Genomic DNA, 19535 nt, shown 5'->3' with positions numbered 1-19535 from the left:
TTACCATATGAATATGAGAGCTACACTTGATGATCTCAACAAACAAGGCTTTGCTTTTTGTCCTTCCATATACTCTGAGGCGGAGATTTCAGATATAGTAAAGACTATTGAGATCAATACAAAAGATAAAGCTAACTTCAGGAGATCCAATAATTTATTTGCGATACGTCGATTTTTGCTGGAAGTCCCTGAGGTGTATCCAATGGTTTTTAGTCCAAAACTCAAATCTATTCTTGCTGAGTTACTTGGAGAAAATTATTTTCTTGTAAAAAGTATCTATTTCGACAAACCTGCTGATTCAAATTGGTATGTGGCTTATCATCAGGACTTGACTATTTCTGTCAACCAAAAAATAGAGACTGAAGGCTTTGGACCATGGACAATCAAACCTGATAATTTTGCTGTACAACCGCCTTTATCTATCTTAGAACAGATGGTTACGCTGAGGATTCATTTGGATGATACCTCTGCCGAAAATGGGGCTTTATACATAATTCCCGAGTCGCATAATAAAGGTATTTTGAGACCAGAGCTGATTGATTGGAGTAATACTTCTGAAAAAGTCTGTCCTGTAGAAAAAGGCGGTGTTATGCTGATGAAACCCCTCCTACTCCACAGCTCCAAACGAACCACCAATCTTCAACCTAGAAAAGTCATACATTTAGAATTTGCCAATGCTGAATTACCCAATGGTTTGGAATGGGCAGAAAGATGAAATGAGAAGGCATAAAAAAAGGTGTTAGTTTTCACTAACACCTTTTTATCTCATATACAGTAAGCTAAAATTATAAATATGTTTTTGAATAAATAAAGGAAACAATTTGCCGAAAGCTCAATGCCGACCGCCTAAAGCCTAATCATTAAAAACCTGTTCCTAACGCAAAGGCTTTTACATTCACTGGCAAATCTGCCACTTTTGTTGCAGCACCCGTCGTAAGATTAATCGTATAAAGTGCCGAAGTACTACCCACTCTTAATGCGGCATAAGCTGTGCCACTTCTACTACCAATATCAAAACCACTAGCTGATTCTACATTGATTCCCAAAGCTCCTACTTCAACTTGTGTTCCGTTGTTTGGTGGATCTTGTTTGGTCAATTTGTCTGTATTCACATCGATATTATACAAAACTGTTGTGGTAGCGCCCGCAAAGTTATTGGTATAAGCCGATGCTGTAATTGCAGGTGTTCCAGGATTTAAAGCGCCGTCTACTGCTGCAATTGCACCTGTTTCAGGATGTAATCTTAAATTTTGACCTGTATTGCTTACACATCTGATTCTATCTACCGTTGGGTTAAAATCAAACCCAAAAGATGCGCCAGACAATAAGGTTGCAAACGGTGCTGCTCCTACGGCTGTTGCAGCACCTGATGAGGTATTGAGCAAATACAATCTGCTGGTACTACCTAGTGCATACAATTGACCGTTTACAGGACGAAAATCTATACCTAAAATCGACTCACCAGTTTGCAGACCAGTAATAGCTTTTGAGACTGGCGTTCCGATATTACTTGGATTAAAAATTACTAAATTATTAGACTCATCAACTGCATAAGCCACTGGATTAGTTGGAATAGCCAAGCCCGTAATATTACCAGAAGGAAGATTCCCAATTTTAGTGAGTTTTCCGGTCATCAAATCTACTTGATGTAATTCCCAAACATTGTTTACTTTTACAGCTGTTAACGCTTTTGTACCGTCAGGATTAATATCAAATCCGCCAGAAGCAGATATATCAACTCCTAATGCCCCAACTTCTACCAAAGTACCATTGTTAGGTGGGTCTTGCTTGTACAACTTATCTGTTTTTGAATCGATGTCATACAAAATAGTCGTACTCGAACCAGCCATGTTTCCTGTATAAGCTACAGATTCAATCGTTGGACTCATTCCTCCATTGATAACACCGTCTGTCGCGGCAACAGCGCCAGTCTCAGGGTGAATACGAAGGTTTTGACCTGTGTTAGTTACCAAACGAATTCTATCCACCGTAGGGTTAAAGTCTAATCCAACTGCAGTTCCGCTGATGGTTGGGTTTAATGCTGTTGCACCAATGACTCTCGCCATACCTGTTTCTTGGTTGATGACATAGAGGCGGTTCATCATACTTACACCATACAATTCGCCAGTTGCAGGACGAAAATCAATAGAAGTAAGCGCATCGCCCGACATCAAACCTGTAATTGTTACATTTGCTGTAGCCATTTCTGACTGCATGGCATTGATTTTAGCTAGTTTTGTTCCGTCAACAAGAAGATAAAGATTGACGTCAGGTTTAGGAGCTGACTCCATTTCGGTTTGTTTACATGAGGACACAAAAAGTCCTGTTGACAAGCTTAGAGCCGTCAGTGAAATAAGAACTGATTTTTTCATTGTAAGTAAGACAATATAAAGTTTGTATGTTTGTCTTAGATACGAGAGATAGGCGATTTTGGATTTAATAGGGATGTTTAAATTGATTAAACGGTCATGAAGAATAAAAAAATTTATCTCCTCAGTGGACTTGGAGTTGACTGTAGAGTGTTCAATAACATTGATTTAAGAGAATATCATCCACAATTAATTGAGTGGATTCCTTTTTTTAAGAATGAGGATATTTCTCATTATGCTCAACGACTATCAGCTCGAATAGAACCTAACTCTATCCTTATTGGGCTTTCGTTTGGAGGTATAGTAGCCATTGAAATTGCTAAACATATCCCCGTTAGTAAAATCATATTAGTTTCTTCTGCTTCTAGTTTTAGACAAATTCCGTGGCTATTTCGACTGTGGGATTGGAGTCAACTGATCAAGTTACTTCCCAGAGGCTTCTTTCTTAATGCGAATCCTATGACTTTCTGGTTATTTGGCATTAAAAGAGAACAAGATAAAACTCTTTTGAGTCAAATCTTGGCAGATACTGACTATGATTTTTTTATTTGGGCAATACAACAAATCATACAATGGAAGAATACTGAAGTAAATACGAAGTTTGCCTATATACATGGTAAAAAAGACCGTTTACTTCATCAAGCTATGGATACGTTAACGGATGGAAAGTATTGGATAAAAGAAGGTGGACACTTTATGATTATCACGCATTCTAATGAAATAGAAGGGATAATTAGAAAAGAATTGAAACCATAATGGCTTAAAACAAAAAACGGAACAAATTGCTTTGTTCCGTTTTGTACCCAGAGCCGGAGTCGAACCGGCATGCCAATGAAGGCATTGGTGTTTGAGACCAACGCGTCTACCAATTCCGCCATCTGGGCTCAATTCACATCATTTTCTGTGTGATTGTGATGCAAATTTAGAGGATTAAAATTTACTGTGCAAACGCAAAATTTAAAAAAAATAAAACTTTCTCATAACATCTACCATAATCTTCTGATTATTATAGCTTTTATAAATTCATTATTTTTTCAAATAATTTCACATTTATGCACGATTCAAAAAAGTGATTATATGGCTGGTTCATTTTACTCATATCTCAAAGATTCGATAGGATCTAATTTAGAGGCTTTACTAGCTGGGTAAAAGCCTGAAAGGATTCCGACGAATACACAAACTGCGATACCTAGGAACATCCACAACCAAGGTACAATAAAACTTGATGTTCCAGACATGATACCACTGGCAATTACGTTTCCGATTGGGATAGCCAAAATCAAACCTGCCAAGCCACCCAAAACACATATCACTATTGCCTCAATCAAAAATTGTAAACGTATTACTCTCGGGGTAGCTCCCAATGATTTTCTGATACCAATCTCTCTAGTACGCTCTGTTACCGAAACCATCATAATGTTCATCAGGGCAATTGCCGCACCAAGTAAGGTAATAAATCCGATACCAAACCCTCCTATTCGTAATACACCTGTAATACTTTCTGATTGTTTTACTAATGAATCAGAACGCTCGATGCTAAATGAGTCTTCTCTTCCCAATTCATCCTGACGAACGATACGCATGGCACCACGAGCTTCTTCCATAATATTTTCAACATCTTTGATATTAGGCGCAGATGTTACAATATCAAATGTCAAACTACGTCCTTGCGACAGTTTACGACCTGTTTCGAGAGGAACAAAAACCACACGGTCGTCGCCTCCTCCCATTAAACTTCCTTTTTTCTCGAGTAAACCAACAATTTTAAATTTTCCACCAGAAATCGTAATTTCTTGATTAAGGGGATTAATATTTTTTTCAAAAAGCTGACTAATTACCTCTACCCCAACGATACACACATTGGCAGCGCGCTCCAAATCGCTACTCGAAAAATCACGACCACTAGCGATTTTATAACCTTTCATATCCAAGTAATTCTCGTCGGTACCGATAATTCTGGAGTTAGGATTCGTTTTTTTCGATTCGTGTTTTATTTCAGCATTGAACGTAACATTCGTTTTCATCCCAATAATAGCCTGCTTTCCAAACAATGCTTTATACATTTTTGCCTGACGATAGTTGATTGGTGGGTAATTGCGTTCTTTTTCACCTTCTTTTCTAATTCTAAAAACATCTCTATTGCGAATATCAAATGAGTTGGCACCCAAGCCTGAAAAGCTATTATCTACAGAGCTTTGAATCCCGTCGATGGCCGTCAAAATACCTACCAAAGAGGTAATACCGATGGCAATAATTAGGGCTGTTAGGACCGTTCTCAACATATTACCTTTGATAGAACGTAAGGCTTCTCGTATATTTTCAATAAAGTTCATATAATTGAAATTTAAGTTTTGTGCAATAATGAAGGTTTGTCACTATTATTTCCTGAACTAAAATTTTGTAAAACAATCCTTTACCATTTCGATATCTACTTGAATTGTTCTGAGCAAATTAACTTCCTTTACGAATCATGTTATGTGCTTTGGTGATTAGCACTATATTTGTAGTAAGGATCCTTGCAGAGATATACATTCGACGGTATTATTTTCGTTGAAATATCAATTGTATTTATCCGCTTAGTAGCTTTCAGTACTTCTCTGGAGTAGTTTGGCTATAATAGTTTTATGACGTAACAAATTTAGGTCTTGTCAGACAAAATTCTCAAACCAATGAAGCGCCTTATATTTCCGTTTATCATATTTTTTCTTTTTTGCACCCGTGCATGGGCGTCGTACATCCTAATTCCGATGGATGATACCCAAAAAAATCACCTCAAAGCCTATGGCTTGGCCTATTGGGTTTTGAAAAACCACGAAACAGAAGTTGAATGGTTATTAAATTATCGTGGTGGTGCCTTTATGGTTCAACAAGCGCAAAAGTTCGAAAATGAATTGGTAATTCGAGGTATTAGCTATGAAGTTATTTCAGATGGAGATGCAGCTCAAATTCGTACCGAATTGAGTAGTCCTGATGTGAATATGGATGTGGTAAAATTACAAAAACCTCCTAAAGTTGCCGTTTATTCTCCCAAAACAGCGCAACCTTGGGACGATGCTGTGACTTTGGCGATGACCTATGCAGAAATTCCTTATGATTTAATTTTTGATGAAGACGTACTAAATAATAAACTGCCAGAATACGATTGGTTACATTTACACCATGAGGATTTTACAGGTCAAATGGGTAAATTCTGGAATCAGAGTAGCCAACCTTGGTATCAGGCACAATTGCGTGAGGATAAGAAAAATGCGGCGAAATATGGTTTTAATAAAGTATCTCAGCTAAAATTGGGAGTAGTCAAAAAATCAGGGATTTTGTCGCTGGGGGTGGCTATATGTTTGCCATGTGTACTGCTACAGATACTTATGATATTGCTTTAGCGGCGGAAGGGCTTGATATTGTCGATGCTTTTTATGATGGTGATGGCTATGACCCCAATGCTGACAAAAAATTGAATTACGCTAATTCATTTGCATTTCAAAACTTCGGATTGGTCTATCATCCTCAAGTCATTGAGTTCTCGACAATTGAGGCATATCCAAACAATGAGCGTCCAGTTAGAGAGGATAATGACTATTTTAACCTATTCCAATTTTCAGCTAAATGGGATCCTATCCCCACAATGTTGACACAAAATCATGAAACCACTATTCATGGTTTTATGGGACAAACTACTTCGTACAAAAAATCATTGATTAAGCCTGAAGTAACAATTTTAGGTGAAAATCGCTCACTAAATGAAGCTCGTTATATTCATGGGACTTTCTTGAAAGGATTCTGGACGTTTTATGGTGGTCACGACCCTGAAGACTATCAGCACTTTGTCAACGAAGAACCTACTGATTTGAATTTGCATCCAAATTCAGCAGGTTATCGGTTGATTTTGAATAACGTATTGTTTCCTGCCGCAAAGAAAAAGAAACAAAAGACTTAATATAATTTGAAAATTTGGGGATTTGAAGATTTGTAAATGAAAAATGTCTAAAAATTCAGGAATGGGGAGATTTACCAAAGCAGATCAAAGCATTTCTAAATCTTCCCATTTTCAAATCCCTAAATTTTCAAATTCGCACATTTTCAAATCTTCAAATTACCAAATCTTCAAATTACCTAATTATTTAATTTTCATCGTAAAGGCATATTTTCCAGAACCAAAGGTTTTAGAAATCCATTTGCCCTCTTGCTTCAAATCAGTCAAAGCTACTCCGTTGCTTTTAATAGAGCTTATATCCGAAGTCGGGAAATAGACCGTTGATTCGGTGTTGGCGGGTACTTCTATTTCTAGGGTTAACAAATCTCCTTCTATTTTCCAGTTGGAAGCAATTTTACCATAAGGTGTCAAATAACTACCTTTTGCAAAAGTCAATCCTCCGCCAAGTTCTGGTTTAATAATACTTGCTTTATAACCTGCACCATCAGCTTCTTTGGTATCAATTCCCGCAATAGTACGATACATCCAATCGCCAACGGCACCGTAGGCATAGTGATTGAAAGAAGTCATGCTAGGGTCTTGGAAAGTACTATCTGGTTTCATCGAATCCCAACGCTCCCAAATGGTAGTTGCACCATGCGATTTGATAGGATATAACCACGAAGGATAGGTATCCTGTAAAAGAAGTTTATACGCTACATCATTTTGTCCATAACGAGTCAAAACAGGATTAAGAAATGGCGTTCCTAAAAAGCCTGTGGTTAGGTGATATTCATAGGATTTGATATTTTCAACAAGGCGATTTACAGCACTTTGGCGTAGCGACTCTGGAAGCATATCAAACTGCAATGCCAAAATATAAGCGGTTTGAGTTTCTGAAATTAATCTTCCTGAAGCCGTCATAAATTCTTGCTGAAATGCTTTTTTGACTCTTTGCAACAAGGCCTCATAGTCGGCAACTTCATCGTTTTTCTGTAATACCTTAGCTGCTTTAATCATCAACTCAATATTATACGCATAAAAACATTGAGCCACCAAATACACATCTGTCACGGCTGATTTTTGTCCAATAGTACTTTTCGAATCATCTACTCGGTACGACAACCAATCGGCAAATTGAAATCCCATATTCCAAAGATCATTTTTTGCTAAACCTCTCACATGGGTCAAATACGCCTTCATGCTGGCGTATTGGTCCTGCAAGATTTGTTTATCGCCATAAACCACATACATATTGTAAGGAATAATGATGCCAGCGTCTGACCAACCAGCAGCTCCCGTTACCTTGCCCAACACATTAGGAATCACAAACGGAATAGCACCATCTGGCTCTTGGTCAGCACTTACGTCTTTAAGCCATTTAGCAAAAAATTGATTTACATTAAAATTATATGCAGCCGTTCTAGAAAATACCTCCGCATCGCCTGTCCATCCCAAACGTTCGTCACGTTGCGGACAATCGGTTGGCACATCCAAGAAATTGCCTTTTTGTCCCCATTGTATATTTTTTTGTAATTGGTTCACCATTGGATTTGAGCACTCAAAACTTCCAAGTGGTTTCATGTCAGAATAGAGGGTAACAGCCGTAAAATCTTCGGGATTAATTTTACCTTCTAACCCTTCTACTTTTACATATCTAAATCCAAAAAAGGTAAAATGTGGCTCAATCGTTTGATTCGGCTCGCCACTCAACACATAATGAGCTTGAGCTTTGGCTGAACGTAGATTTTCAAAATATGGAACTCCATGTTTATCTAACATTTCGACATGATATAGCTTAATCATTTGACCCGCTTTTCCTGAAATATTGAATTTTACCCAACCCACCACATTTTGCCCAAAATCTAAAATCGTTTCTCCTTTCGGTGAAGTTAGGACTTTAACTGGCTTAAATGTTTCATGCTTTTTAATAGGTTCATTTACGGAAGCATTCAGGTAATCTGTGGCAAATGAGGCGATTTTTACAATTTGCCATTTAGAATCATCAAAATTTGCTAAATCCCAACCTTTGATTTCTTTTCTTAAATCCTGACGTTCGCCATCATATATTTCAGAAAACAAAATATGACTAGCTGTTGATTTCCAAGAATTATCAGAAACAATCCAATCCTCTGATCCATCGGCGTACGTGATATGTAACTGAAACAACAAAGCGGTCTCTTTGCCATAAAGATTTTTATGGTTATCCCATGCCAATTTTGTTCTATACCAACCACTGCCAAGCGTCACCCCAACCGCATTTTTGCCTGTACTCAATTGTTTGGTAACGTCATAGGTTTGATACTGCAAATGCTTGTTATAACTGGTCCAGCCTGGCGTCAGAAAGGCATCTCCTACCCTTTTACCATTCAAACTTGCTTCGTACAAACCTCTGGAAGTCACAAAAACCGTTGCGGATGAAATGGGCTTTTTTACCTCAAAGGTTTTTCTTAAATGTGGGACAATACCATTGACAGAATCGGCCTCAATCCCAGAATTAATCCATTGAGCTTTCCATTCGTCGTGGCGTAACAATGCTGTTTGGAAATTGGCGGTTGCCAAGGCAGGAGCCTTTACTTGGTTATCCCAAACTTTTACTTGCCAAGTGTATTTACTATCCGACTCAAGATTTGCACCTCCATAAGGAATCCTGAGAGAATTTTCGGAAGAAATCTTGCCTGTTGACCAGACCAATTTCTTTCCAGAACGAACACTAATTTCATAGGCTGTTTGCTTGATGTTTTTTTTGTCCGAATTGAGTTGCCAACTAAATCGAGGTTGTGCTTTATCGATTCCAATTGGGTTAGATAGGTTTTCGACCGTTAAATTTTGAACCGAGAGTTGCGCCCAACTCCTGAAACTCAGCATTGAGGCAAACAAAAATGCAGGTAGAGAATATTTCATAGGTTATTTTCGATAGTAAAATTTGGTTTTATTGAAAAATACAGAATATTTATTGGTAATCTGTCTTGGTCTAGCATACAGGGTTAGGAAAGTTTGACGTCATCTGATTTTGATTTTTTATGGAATCTTACATTTTCCTAACCCTTATTGAAGCTTACTACAATTTGAATTGATTCAGTCCTTTTTTAAGAAGCATGGTTTTCCCCTTCCAAACAAAAGTTCCCTCGACTGGACTTTCTATCTGTATTTTCCATTGATTTCCTATCTGAGAATAATCACAAACTATTTTGCCTTGAGGATGTGGTATTTCACCTTTAATCTGGGACAAATTACCCAAATGAGGTTCTATTTTTACTTTAGAAAAACCTTGTGCGTCAGAATCAATTCCTAATATCACTCGATAAAATTCAATATTGGGACTCGCTCCCCAGGCATGACAGTCTGAACGAGCATGCTCTATTTCTGAAATTTCTGCCCATGTTGTTAATCCTAGTTCAATATTACGTTTCCAATCACTCAACCAAGTTATATATTCATCGCCTTTTCCTGCTTTTACCAATGCTTGGTGCAAATAGTATTTAAAATAAATTGAGGCTGGTGCTAAAGATTTATCATGGAGAAGTTTATCGCTTACTTGGGCATAATTATTTGAAGGTATTACTCCTGTCAAAATACCAAGACTATTGGCATGTTGCGAGAACACCTCTTTTTCCTCTGTATCAGCCAATATCCCTTTTGAAGCATCCCAATATTTTTGTAAAATCATTTTTTTCAATTGCAAAGCCTTCTGCGAATACATCTCAGCATAAGCTTTCATGCCCAACTGACTTTCGAGGTCGGCAGCCACTTGATACCCCCAAAGTAATTGCAAGTCCAATACAGCTGAAGCGCCATTTTTGCCATAAGGAGCTTCACCATTACTCCACCCTTTACGGTTTTCGACCCAGTCTGTAAATATCCAGTAAGGAACCTTACGAAGTGAACCTTCTGCATTTTGATATTTCTCAAAAAACCACAAGATGTTTCTTACGCCTTGCAGTTTTTCTTTGATAAAATTAGAGTCGCCACGATATTTTAAATAATCCTGAAGCATACCAATATACCATAATGAAAACGTAGGTATTTGTTGGGGAGAAAAAGAAGGGTGACGGCTCAAAGTAATTCCCTCCGCCATACGAGAATGTTCCATTTGATTCAAGGCATTGCGAGCCAAACGGTCATCGCCCGCATTGAAGTACGAAACCAACGCTTGGATACGTGCATCGCCAATATATTGTAACTGCTCATAATACGGGCAGTCCATATAAGTATCTACTGCACAAAGCCGTGCAGTACGCCAACCAATAGTCAAATAAGGCTGAAAGTCGATAGTCGAGCTTTGTAGTTGTGCTTTTCGCGTGAAAGGAAATCCTACAAAATTACTTGATATTTCTTTTACCAGAAGTGGTTCTGACCCTGTCTGAATCTCTATTTGGACATATCTAAAGGTTCGGTAGGTCAGCGATTCGAAGACCTCCGAATCTTTTCCAGAAAGTAATAAGCTATCTTTTCTACCTACAATAATTTTACCTTCAATATCATTGCGATTGTTTTTCAGAATTTGTCTCTTCTTCAATGCATCGATATCCATGAGGGCTTCGGCATAAGTCAAGCCGACTTTGGTATCTTTTCCTTTTTGGAAAATAATTTTAGGAAAAGCATTGGTTAAAAAACCTTGGTCAAGCAAAATTTTCACATGAGCGTTTGCAGGGATTTCCCAAGAAACATTTTCAAGATTCTGGCTCGTAAGTGTCGCCCCTTCCACTTTTCTCACTGTGCTAAAATATTGCTTTTTATATTCCATCGAAGGTAAGGCAGAAGGTACTAGCATCCAATTGTTTATATCCGAAATTCCTTTTGGACAAGCACCTCTCCAGCCAACTCGTTCAGCATTTGCCCATTGGGTATCATCAAAACTCTCTGAATTCCAATTGGTGGGTAATGTATTAGAATAATCCAATAATTCACCTGCACCCGCCACATAATAGGCAGGATGCCCAACGCCTTTGGACAATGGCTGATAGGCTTGGTTCGAAAAGCTCTTCCATGTAGGATTGGTATCTACAATCTTCTCAGCGGAAGTATTACCTGTCAACACAAATGCGGTGCGGTGCGAAATTTGTCCTTCTGCCCTAAAATCCCCTTCATTCCAGACAATGGCAGCGATAGTATTTTTACCTTTTTTAAGATAGGGAGCAATGTTTAAGGTTTCAAAATTCCAATAAGATAAATCACCTCTGGCAGGTCCTTGCGATATAATTGTGCCGTTTACATACAACTTATATCGGTTGTCTGCCGACACGTGTATGGTAAAATCTGAAGGTGTTTGAGGTAGCTCAAAGCTCTTCCGAAAATGATAAACGCCGTATGCTTGAGGAACCGTCTGAGGAGCTGCTACCCAATAGGCAGTCCATATCTTATTCTGTATATCAGGATGAATTGTTTGAGCAGTTGTCACTGAACTCATACAAAGCGATAAAAAGAGCAATATTAAGGATTGTGATTTCATTTGTTAAGAGATTTACATTCTAAACAAGCATGATAAAATTCTATTTTATATTAGATTTATTCATGAATATAAAAATCTTATTGGTCTCTGCTGTCATTATTAGTCCTTGTTTCTTACATATCAAATCAAAAAAGGCTAGAAATATCACGTTAGAGGTGATTTCTAGCCTTTTTTAAAGAAGAAAATATTTAATTTTATTTAGCTTTTCCTACTATTTTCATCAGTTGCCATTTTACATTAGCATATATGCCCATGACACGATGAGGAATCACATAGGTCATCATCACTTTTTTCAAATGCTCAGGCTTGTTTGGTCTCGAAAGTACCAAAGATTTCAGGGCATAGTAGCGAGACAAAATAGGATTATCTCCATATTGTATCGAATTTGCCAGCATCAAGTAATATCTAGCGATATTTTTGCGGACTCTTGTATGAAAACGGAAATCTAATTCTTGATCTATGCCCTTGTACATACCAATGCGATTGAATAAAAATTCTGCATCCTGTTTACCATCTGTAAAGCTCATACCACCACCGTTTTTACGATAAACCGACATTACATCGTTCATATAGTAAAATTTGCCATGCTTTCCGAGCAAAATATATCTTGGAATATCGCCACTTTTGGACTCATGAAACCACTGAGGATAAGTTTTCATGATACCATGACGAAACATCACCGCAGAGGTTGCCATATACCAAACTTCGTCCTCTCCTACCAAATCATCAAGCGTTGTTACTACCTTTTGCTCAGGGGTATTCACATATTCATCTGGATGAGAACCATCTTCAAAATGGATTAAAGCATTGTGAAAACAAGCGACAAAATCAGGATTAGCATCCAAAAAATCAACCTGCTTTTGTAATTTATGGGGACTTGTCCAATAATCATCGCCGTCCATTGGTGCAATATATTGCCCTTTTGCTTCCGCAAGCGTTGCCATTGTATTGTTTTTCCCAAAACCACCCAAGTTTACTGGATGTAACAGCGGCTTGATTAAATGAGGATATTTCTGTTGGTATTCTCTAATAATATCGGGAGTGCTGTCAGGAGACGCATCGTCACCAACAATCACTTCGTATTCAAAATTAACTTGCTGATTAACAATACTATCCAGCGTTTGACGTATGTAATTTTCGTGCTTATATGTATGAACAATTACGCTTACTTTAATCATTGAAATGGGTATTAAGTCGCAGTACTTGGCAAAGAAGAAAGCGTATTCTTTAAAATACTTAACTTCAGAAACTTGTACAGATTTAATTTCTATTACTTAAGTGGAAAGAATTATTGGAAAACCTTTTGTTCAAAAACAAAAGACCTGTGAGGGATGCTCACAGGTCTGCAAAGATACAAGGAATATTGTTAGGCAAAAAGTTGCTCTAATTGTTCTTTCTTAGGAAAATCTGGCGTTACCAAATTTTCTTCGGGTTTGTAAATATATGGCATTGGAAATCCTCTTTCTTGGAAAGTTGGCTCAGCCATATTATTGTAACGCAATTGGATCGACCAGCGAATATTTTGTGTGATATTGTCGCCAGAACGGTGTACCAAAAATGCTGAGAAAATCAATAAATCACCTACTTCGAAGGAAGTTTGTACATAATCTTCTTCAGGTAAAGCATCTTGAATAGAGCCTGTATAGCCAGAAGTATCGGCTTGCAATAAACCCACTGTATGACTAGCAGGAATGATTTGTAAAGCACCCAAATCAGCACCACAATCGACTAATGGGAACCACAAAACAACGCTATCTAAAGATCCTTGACCTGTACGCCAGTCTTGGTGCGCACCCAATTTCCAGTGACTACCTCCTTTTGATAAGTATCTACTATTGAATTGCATCGCAGGACGAACAGCAATGGTCGGGAACTCATAACCAATTTCTTTCAATAGATTTACAATACGCTCGTCTGTGCCCAAACGGTGCATCGAAATCAAGTGCTGCACTTGCTTTCCTGTGTTGACAAATGAGGTAAAATCAGCCTGAAAATAATCAAACATAGCTTTTTCGAAGGTATTACGATCATTAATATCAACATCGATACCTACAACACGCTTGATTTGAATCGCAAAGAGCTGTCTTGCTTCTGTATAAATTTTATTGATTTCTTCTTTTGAAAAGAAGTTTTTCAAAATCAAAAATCCGTCTTTATTGAATTGTTCTTTTGAGGCTGCCATAGCTTTGTGAAATGTTTGGCTAATTGCTTAGCAATGGGTTCAACAATGGCTCAAAATTATAGTACAGGATTTGGGATTTTTATGACAAATATCAAAAGCCTGAGTGACTATTTTTCTGAAACTGCATAGGCAAAACCTGATGCACCAAAGCCATTGCCATTGTACAACAAATATTTTTTGTCATTATGTTCATAATAGTGCGCATAATTTATCATGTTGTAATCAAAATCTGCTGGATTTTCAGATTTTGCAATACCTACTAAATCATCCTTACGCTCCCATTTGATACCATCTAATGACTCTGCATAGCCCATTCGATAACTCTGGTCACGATTGGTACGATAGTCAACTGTGTGACGATATGAGTAATACATTTTGTAAATACCATCTTCCTTGAACACGCTTGGACGACCTACTGCATGTAGAAAATCGTCAAATGCGAGAACTACATCGCCAGTCGAAGTCCAATGAATACCATCTTTTGATTCAGCGTAACGACAGTCGTAGAAAGGTTCTGGATACCCATGAATATATTCACATTTTTGACCTGAAATATGCCACATTCTCCAAACCCCGTTGTCATACATTACCGAAGGCTGAGCTGCCCAAATCGGATTATGAATCGAACGATCCATGATTGGTCCACGGAACATTTTCTTGAAAGACAAACCTCCGTCATGACTGATCGCCAAGCCCATCGACAAGCGATAAGAGTTGTGTGTACGGTTCCAACCTGTGTAATACAGCCAAATATCGCCATTAGGCATATCGACAAACCACGAAGGCATAGCTCCTGTTTCATCATATTCACCAGGACCACCCAATTCTAAGATAGGCTTATCGTGGATATAGCGAATCTGAGTCGGATCATCATATTCAACATCAATAAATGTTGGACGAGACTGACCTTGAGAATCTCTAGTTGAGAAATATATTCTTAAAAAATCTTCGTGTTTGTATGCAAATGGCACTTGAGCGTGCGATTGACTATGCGCCAACGAACCATCTGGTTTATAAACCACACCTTTTTTAACCCACATAGTACTTCTATTTTGTATGATAAACATAGAGTTTTGCAGTCAAAATTTTCTATTAGAAAATTCCAAACTCCAACTCCAAACTCAACACTTTTTACGCATTCTTTTGTGCATTTCTTTCTGCACGAATTCTCCAGTTATCTTCAAAATCTTTTCCTGGAATTTGAAGATTTACATTCACTTCTGGTGCTTTATCTGTTTTCTCAAACGCTAATACGTAGTATCCAAAACCAAAAATCCAGTGTAATTCAAAATTATCAATATTTTTAGGAAGGTCTTCCAAAGGCACTTGGTCAGCAAACATTGGATTGGCAGACATCAAAGTTTGGTAACTTGATTGATCACGCAACCATGGCGCAACGCTTTCGTCACCTACTACCACACGACCGCCAACTTTTACCACACGGTTGAATTCTTCAAATGCTTCTTTACGCTCTGAGAAAGTATTGATACCTCCAAAGTGGAAAACCGCATCAAAAGTATTGTCTTCGAAAGGCAAATATGTACCGTTTGCAATAAAATAATTTACATCTACTTCTTCAGGTTGCAAACGTTGTTTGGCCAAACGCAACATATTTGGCGACAAATCTGATAAAAATGCTTGACCTCCTGGCGCAATTGCCTTGATAATCAACTCAGAATCTTTGCCAGTACCAGCACCAACTTCCAAGACTTTCATACCCGGCTTTAAGCCAAGAAGATTAGTCATTTTTTGGCGAACAGTTGCTTCATCAGAGTTCAAAGACTCAAAAACCCATGTTACACCACGGTCATAACGTTGGTAAGCATCATTGTAAGCTAATTGTTCTTTACGATCTTGCTCAAATAATTCCTTAGGATATGTCAAATCAACGATGTCGTTGATTTCATAAGAAATGGGTTCTTCTGTCGAAGTATTATGTAAAGTATTGCCATCTTCAGCCAAAACCAAAGCTGTTTTAGTTTTAGGGCAAATAAATTTTTGTTCGTAGTTACTCATTGCGTTGCACGAATTTTTTCGTGATATGAATTATAAATTAATGTCTTTACTTGAAATTTTTGCTTTCTCAGCAGGATTTCCCTTATAAATACTCCAAGGTTCTGTTTTCTTCCCTGTAAAGTTGGTTCCCATCGCAAACAGTGTACCTTCTGCAATATGTACGCCATCACGAATGGTAGCGTTTACTCCAAAAAAGCAATAAGGCTCAACCACACAACGACCAGAAAGTACCACATGAGAAGTAAAATACACATGGTCTTTAATTGTACCATGATGCCCAATATGGTTACCGCTCCAAAGCACAACATTGTTACCTATTGTCACAAAAGGTTGAATCGTATTGTCTTCGAGAATAAAGCAGTTTTCACCAATTTTGTCTGTCAGTACTGTAGCTCTTGAGCTGATATACGATATAAATTCATATCCCAAATCTTTGGCTTCTTGATAAACCTTGGCACGAACTTGGTTCATTTTTCTTTCAGACAGGGGAGCAAAAAACTTGTATTCGTTGGTCGGATACAAAGTCGTTACCTCTTCGAAAGGCACTACTGGCAAGCCACAAAAAGTTGGCTCTTTAATATACTCTTGATTTACCGTAAAGGCCACAATTTCATGGTCTGTATCAGTAGTCAAATAATAGTGGGCGAGTTCGGCCACCAGCTCTGTTCCAAAAACAACAACTTTTGCCATAGTTCGTTTAGTTTATTAGGTCAAAAAAGCTCAACCAGTCTGGTTAGTGTAAGTTCATGTAGATTTTTGCCGCTCAATTATACCAATTCATACGAATCCAAAAACGTTTGTATTTGCTCCACAGAATTGAACATCAAAACATCAAGAATGGATAACCAAGGAACAAAATCATTCTTTAGTTGCGGATATTGAACCGGCTTACTTTTAATAAAATTTAGTTGTATTCCTTTTTCTTCAAATACCTCTTTTTGATACAACTCAATACCACCAATTGGGTTGATGTAATGGTTAGCTTTTTCTTGTAGACATATATCTAAGATACGATTTTGAGCTTTCAATTCGATATTTTGGTAAATCGCCGAGCTAGGAATTATCTCCGTTGTGATGTCCAAATAAGCATTGATAAGCTTCAGGTTTTCGACAATGATTTCAGAAAAAATTGTTTTTTCCTGCCCTAATGTTTGTTCTATGATGGGCAGCACTTGTTGGAAAAAAGGTGCTTTTTTATAACTCTGTTCAAGCGTTTTAAGCCACTTTGACTTCCAAGCATCATCCCAATTTACTTCAATTTCATTGATTAACTTATTCTGGCTTGCCTCTTTCAAAGGAATCGTAAAAAGGCTATCCTTGCCATTTACCAGAATTCTGTTGCGATTAATCCAGCCTCTGTTGATAAAATTTACATCATCATAAATGACAAATTTATCTACTGCTTTAATCAATTGGAAATACCCTATATATGGAAAAATATAGGGTTGCATAATCGCTAGTTTCATATCGTAAGATTCTTCAAGAATTGAAGAACTTTATTTTAACTTTCTTAAATAATAATCTTCTCCTCTAGTAATCATATTCTTCATGGTCGTATCGGTTCCCAATCGAATATCCCCAGGCTGAGGTTTAATAACCTTTTTGGCAAAGAATAAATATTGTGCTTCCTTCGGAATTGGCTGAACACCTTTTTCAAATGGATTAATGACAATCAAAGTACGAGTCAAGTTTTTACCCCAAAGTGGATACTCAAAGTCATCATTGATCGTAGCCAATGCAACAGTAGCATCTTGAGGTACCAACTCGTCAAACTTATGATAGGCAGGCGTGATATCAGGACGAGCCCAAGTTTGAAGGTCAATTCTATCAGTATCAAAAGCAGAAGGACGCCCCAAAGCTGCAATTGGCAAACAGCGTTCATTCAAATACACAACCAATATGGCTGATGCCGATGCCACTAATACAACGATGGCAGTATAGAATTTCAATAGTATAAACGACCCGCTTTGTAACCTCCATTTATTGCCTTCATGAAATAACAATGTCACCAATGGAACTGCATACACGGCAGTACTAATCATATAACGACCTTTCCAAGCATCGTAAGGTGCCGTAAAACTCAGCGCTGCAAAATGCAAACAAAAGGCTACTGCCAGTACATAAAAAGCAATTCCTCTACGAATAAAACCAATCAACACCAATACTACCAATGGCAAGACAATGGCAAAACCAAATATTCCCCAGTGAGGATTTGCATTAAAAAATTCAAACCTTACATTATACGAAAAAGGATTGATAGTAAAGTCTGTTTCTTCCTCGAGACGAAGATGAAGTTTTTTCTCCACTTTCTCGATCGGTTTTCTCATGAGTTGATTAACCGTTTCAAACTGTTCTATATTTCTTAAGCCGTCAAGGTTTACCATATCAATAGAATACCTCACAACATTTCGTGAGCCTTGTTTGATAAGGTTTTTCAATGTTCCTGCACGTTCCACAGATTGGTGTTTTAATGCAGTAGGTGGTCCTATCGGGTGACCAAACAATTGGATGTTTCTCAAATATCCAGTTGGTAAAGTGAATAGCACCACCCCAACAGTCAGGCCAACAACTAAGTGAGTCAATCTTCCAAAGGTTCTTGACCAGAAATGTTGGTAAGAGTCACCAAATTTGTCTATAAATTTTGCTCTTAAATCTTCACCAAAAACTGTATAAATAATTATCAAAAACAGTGGTGGAAAAGAAAACACAAAGGTAATCTTGTGTCCTAAAGCAATGCCAAAAGTCAACCCAGCTAGGTACAAATAACGTCTCCAGTGTTTTTCTCGATAAGTAAAAAGGAAATACACCAAACAAGCCAAATACGATCCTAATACAATATCCGTTTCGGTTGAAATAGACTGCATCATAACATCTGGTAACAACCACATTACCAAAGCTGCAAAGACACTTGCTGTAAAATTTTTGGTTAATCTTTCAGCAATGCCAAATACACCAAAACCAATAATGATGTAGGCGGTATGATGAATTACTTTAAACCAATTTTCGATACGACCACTCATAAGGTAGTTGTAGATTTGAATCGTACAAACGCTACGAGGATAAGTATCTATATTCCAATTGGTTCCACCAAAATGAGCCATAGAACCATGACGCATGTAATACATCAACCTGTTCAAGTGCCCAGTCATACTATCCCACTCATTGGGAACGGTATAAAAAATCAAGAAAAGGTTGGTGATTTCAGTAATAACAAACGCGCCAAAAAGTAATCCAAAAGACCATTTTAGCCATATAGGAAGGTTTCCAAACCAGTTCCAAACCAATTGTGTACGGCTTCCTATCAGTTCAAAGAAAGTAAACCGCTCACGTTGATCTCGACCAAACAATTTGGTAAACTGTACATAGAAGACGAAAGCTGGAATAAAAACCGAAAGTGCCCAAAAACGACGATCATCGATTTTACCTATTTCAGAAAGTGCAAATCCTGTCAAAATAACACTACCACAAAACGTAATGTAAGCCGTGAGCACAATATCCACCAAAGATTTCATGCAAACCCTAGAGGCTATTCTCAATACAAAGCCTATAAAACTGGCAAACAGGATTGGATAGATAAAATTCATATCAATAATTTTAGTCAATAGA

Annotated in this window: 13 protein-coding genes, 1 tRNA gene and 1 pseudogene; 3 read left to right on the top strand and 12 right to left on the bottom strand. The window is 37.7% G+C overall.

The features are described from left to right. Positions 1–7: 7 nt before the first annotated feature. Positions 8–715 carry a phytanoyl-CoA dioxygenase family protein gene (locus BWI92_RS10935; RefSeq protein ID WP_095163169.1) on the top strand — a complete coding sequence of 236 codons (708 nt, stop codon included), beginning with the start codon at positions 8–10 and terminating at the stop codon, positions 713–715. Between the two features lie 145 nt (positions 716–860). Here the strand turns inward: BWI92_RS10935 and BWI92_RS10930 are convergent, their stop codons facing one another. Continuing rightward, positions 861–2372 carry a DUF4394 domain-containing protein gene (locus tag BWI92_RS10930; protein WP_095163159.1) on the bottom strand — a complete coding sequence of 504 codons (1512 nt, stop codon included), beginning with the start codon at positions 2370–2372 and terminating at the stop codon, positions 861–863. Positions 2373–2468: 96 nt separating this feature from the next. Between BWI92_RS10930 and BWI92_RS10925 the strand changes: the two genes are divergently transcribed. Then, positions 2469–3125: an alpha/beta hydrolase gene (locus BWI92_RS10925; protein WP_095163149.1), complete on the top strand. Its 657-nt coding sequence runs from the start codon at positions 2469–2471 to the stop codon at positions 3123–3125. A 44-nt stretch (positions 3126–3169) separates the two neighbouring features. Here the strand turns inward: BWI92_RS10925 and BWI92_RS10920 are convergent. Both BWI92_RS10920 and BWI92_RS10915 read right to left on the bottom strand, forming a co-directional pair. Next, positions 3170–3253 (bottom strand) — tRNA-Leu (locus tag BWI92_RS10920). A gap of 207 nt (positions 3254–3460) precedes the next feature. Further along, positions 3461–4702, bottom strand: a complete 1242-nt coding sequence (locus BWI92_RS10915; RefSeq protein ID WP_095163144.1) for an ABC transporter permease — start codon at positions 4700–4702, stop codon at positions 3461–3463. Between the two features lie 336 nt (positions 4703–5038). On the opposite strand from BWI92_RS10915, the pseudogene BWI92_RS10910 reads away from it, so the two are divergent. Continuing rightward, positions 5039–6303: pseudogene (locus BWI92_RS10910) on the top strand (asparagine synthetase B). Positions 6304–6483: 180 nt separating this feature from the next. On the opposite strand, the gene BWI92_RS10905 reads toward BWI92_RS10910, so the two are convergent. The 9 genes from BWI92_RS10905 to BWI92_RS10865 form a co-directional block, all read right to left on the bottom strand. Next, positions 6484–9183 carry an alpha-L-rhamnosidase gene (locus BWI92_RS10905; RefSeq protein ID WP_095163139.1) on the bottom strand — a complete coding sequence of 900 codons (2700 nt, stop codon included), beginning with the start codon at positions 9181–9183 and terminating at the stop codon, positions 6484–6486. Between the two features lie 157 nt (positions 9184–9340). Then, positions 9341–11731: a family 78 glycoside hydrolase catalytic domain gene (locus BWI92_RS10900; RefSeq protein ID WP_095163131.1), complete on the bottom strand. Its 2391-nt coding sequence runs from the start codon at positions 11729–11731 to the stop codon at positions 9341–9343. Positions 11732–11925: 194 nt separating this feature from the next. Continuing rightward, a complete protein-coding gene (locus BWI92_RS10895; protein ID WP_095163128.1) occupies positions 11926–12909 on the bottom strand; it encodes a glycosyltransferase family 2 protein in 984 nt (327 codons plus the stop codon). A 188-nt stretch (positions 12910–13097) separates the two neighbouring features. Next, complete coding sequence (locus tag BWI92_RS10890; RefSeq protein WP_095163116.1) at positions 13098–13913, bottom strand: phytanoyl-CoA dioxygenase family protein; 816 nt, start codon at positions 13911–13913, stop codon at positions 13098–13100. A 107-nt stretch (positions 13914–14020) separates the two neighbouring features. Beyond that, positions 14021–14953, bottom strand: a complete 933-nt coding sequence (locus BWI92_RS10885) for a hypothetical protein (protein WP_095163100.1) — start codon at positions 14951–14953, stop codon at positions 14021–14023. Between the two features lie 91 nt (positions 14954–15044). Next, positions 15045–15929, bottom strand: coding sequence for a class I SAM-dependent methyltransferase (locus tag BWI92_RS10880; protein WP_095163091.1), 885 nt, complete (start codon positions 15927–15929; stop codon positions 15045–15047). Between the two features lie 30 nt (positions 15930–15959). Further along, a complete protein-coding gene (locus BWI92_RS10875; protein ID WP_095163074.1) occupies positions 15960–16619 on the bottom strand; it encodes an acetyltransferase in 660 nt (219 codons plus the stop codon). A 77-nt stretch (positions 16620–16696) separates the two neighbouring features. Beyond that, positions 16697–17395, bottom strand: coding sequence for a WbqC family protein (locus BWI92_RS10870; RefSeq protein ID WP_095163064.1), 699 nt, complete (start codon positions 17393–17395; stop codon positions 16697–16699). A 30-nt stretch (positions 17396–17425) separates the two neighbouring features. Next, positions 17426–19513, bottom strand: coding sequence for a glycosyltransferase family 39 protein (locus BWI92_RS10865; protein ID WP_095163060.1), 2088 nt, complete (start codon positions 19511–19513; stop codon positions 17426–17428). Positions 19514–19535 lie beyond the last annotated feature (22 nt).

Origin of the sequence: Flectobacillus sp. BAB-3569 (genome assembly GCF_002270355.1) — a bacterium.
Classification (GTDB): domain Bacteria; phylum Bacteroidota; class Bacteroidia; order Cytophagales; family Spirosomataceae; genus Flectobacillus; species Flectobacillus roseus.
This window is presented reverse-complemented; position numbering and strand designations above follow the sequence as displayed.

Excerpts from the sequence above, each read along its gene's own strand:
- BWI92_RS10935 (WP_095163169.1), top strand. The coding sequence starts at position 8 with ATGAATATGAGAGCTACACTTGATGATCTCAACAAACAAGGCTTTGCT.
- BWI92_RS10930 (WP_095163159.1), bottom strand. The coding sequence starts at position 2,372 with ATGAAAAAATCAGTTCTTATTTCACTGACGGCTCTAAGCTTGTCAACA.
- BWI92_RS10925 (WP_095163149.1), top strand. The coding sequence starts at position 2,469 with ATGAAGAATAAAAAAATTTATCTCCTCAGTGGACTTGGAGTTGACTGT.
- BWI92_RS10915 (WP_095163144.1), bottom strand. The coding sequence starts at position 4,702 with ATGAACTTTATTGAAAATATACGAGAAGCCTTACGTTCTATCAAAGGT.
- BWI92_RS10905 (WP_095163139.1), bottom strand. The coding sequence starts at position 9,183 with ATGAAATATTCTCTACCTGCATTTTTGTTTGCCTCAATGCTGAGTTTC.
- BWI92_RS10900 (WP_095163131.1), bottom strand. The coding sequence starts at position 11,731 with ATGAAATCACAATCCTTAATATTGCTCTTTTTATCGCTTTGTATGAGT.
- BWI92_RS10895 (WP_095163128.1), bottom strand. The coding sequence starts at position 12,909 with ATGATTAAAGTAAGCGTAATTGTTCATACATATAAGCACGAAAATTAC.
- BWI92_RS10890 (WP_095163116.1), bottom strand. The coding sequence starts at position 13,913 with ATGGCAGCCTCAAAAGAACAATTCAATAAAGACGGATTTTTGATTTTG.
- BWI92_RS10885 (WP_095163100.1), bottom strand. The coding sequence starts at position 14,953 with ATGTGGGTTAAAAAAGGTGTGGTTTATAAACCAGATGGTTCGTTGGCG.
- BWI92_RS10880 (WP_095163091.1), bottom strand. The coding sequence starts at position 15,929 with ATGAGTAACTACGAACAAAAATTTATTTGCCCTAAAACTAAAACAGCT.
- BWI92_RS10875 (WP_095163074.1), bottom strand. The coding sequence starts at position 16,619 with ATGGCAAAAGTTGTTGTTTTTGGAACAGAGCTGGTGGCCGAACTCGCC.
- BWI92_RS10870 (WP_095163064.1), bottom strand. The coding sequence starts at position 17,395 with ATGAAACTAGCGATTATGCAACCCTATATTTTTCCATATATAGGGTAT.
- BWI92_RS10865 (WP_095163060.1), bottom strand. The coding sequence starts at position 19,513 with ATGAATTTTATCTATCCAATCCTGTTTGCCAGTTTTATAGGCTTTGTA.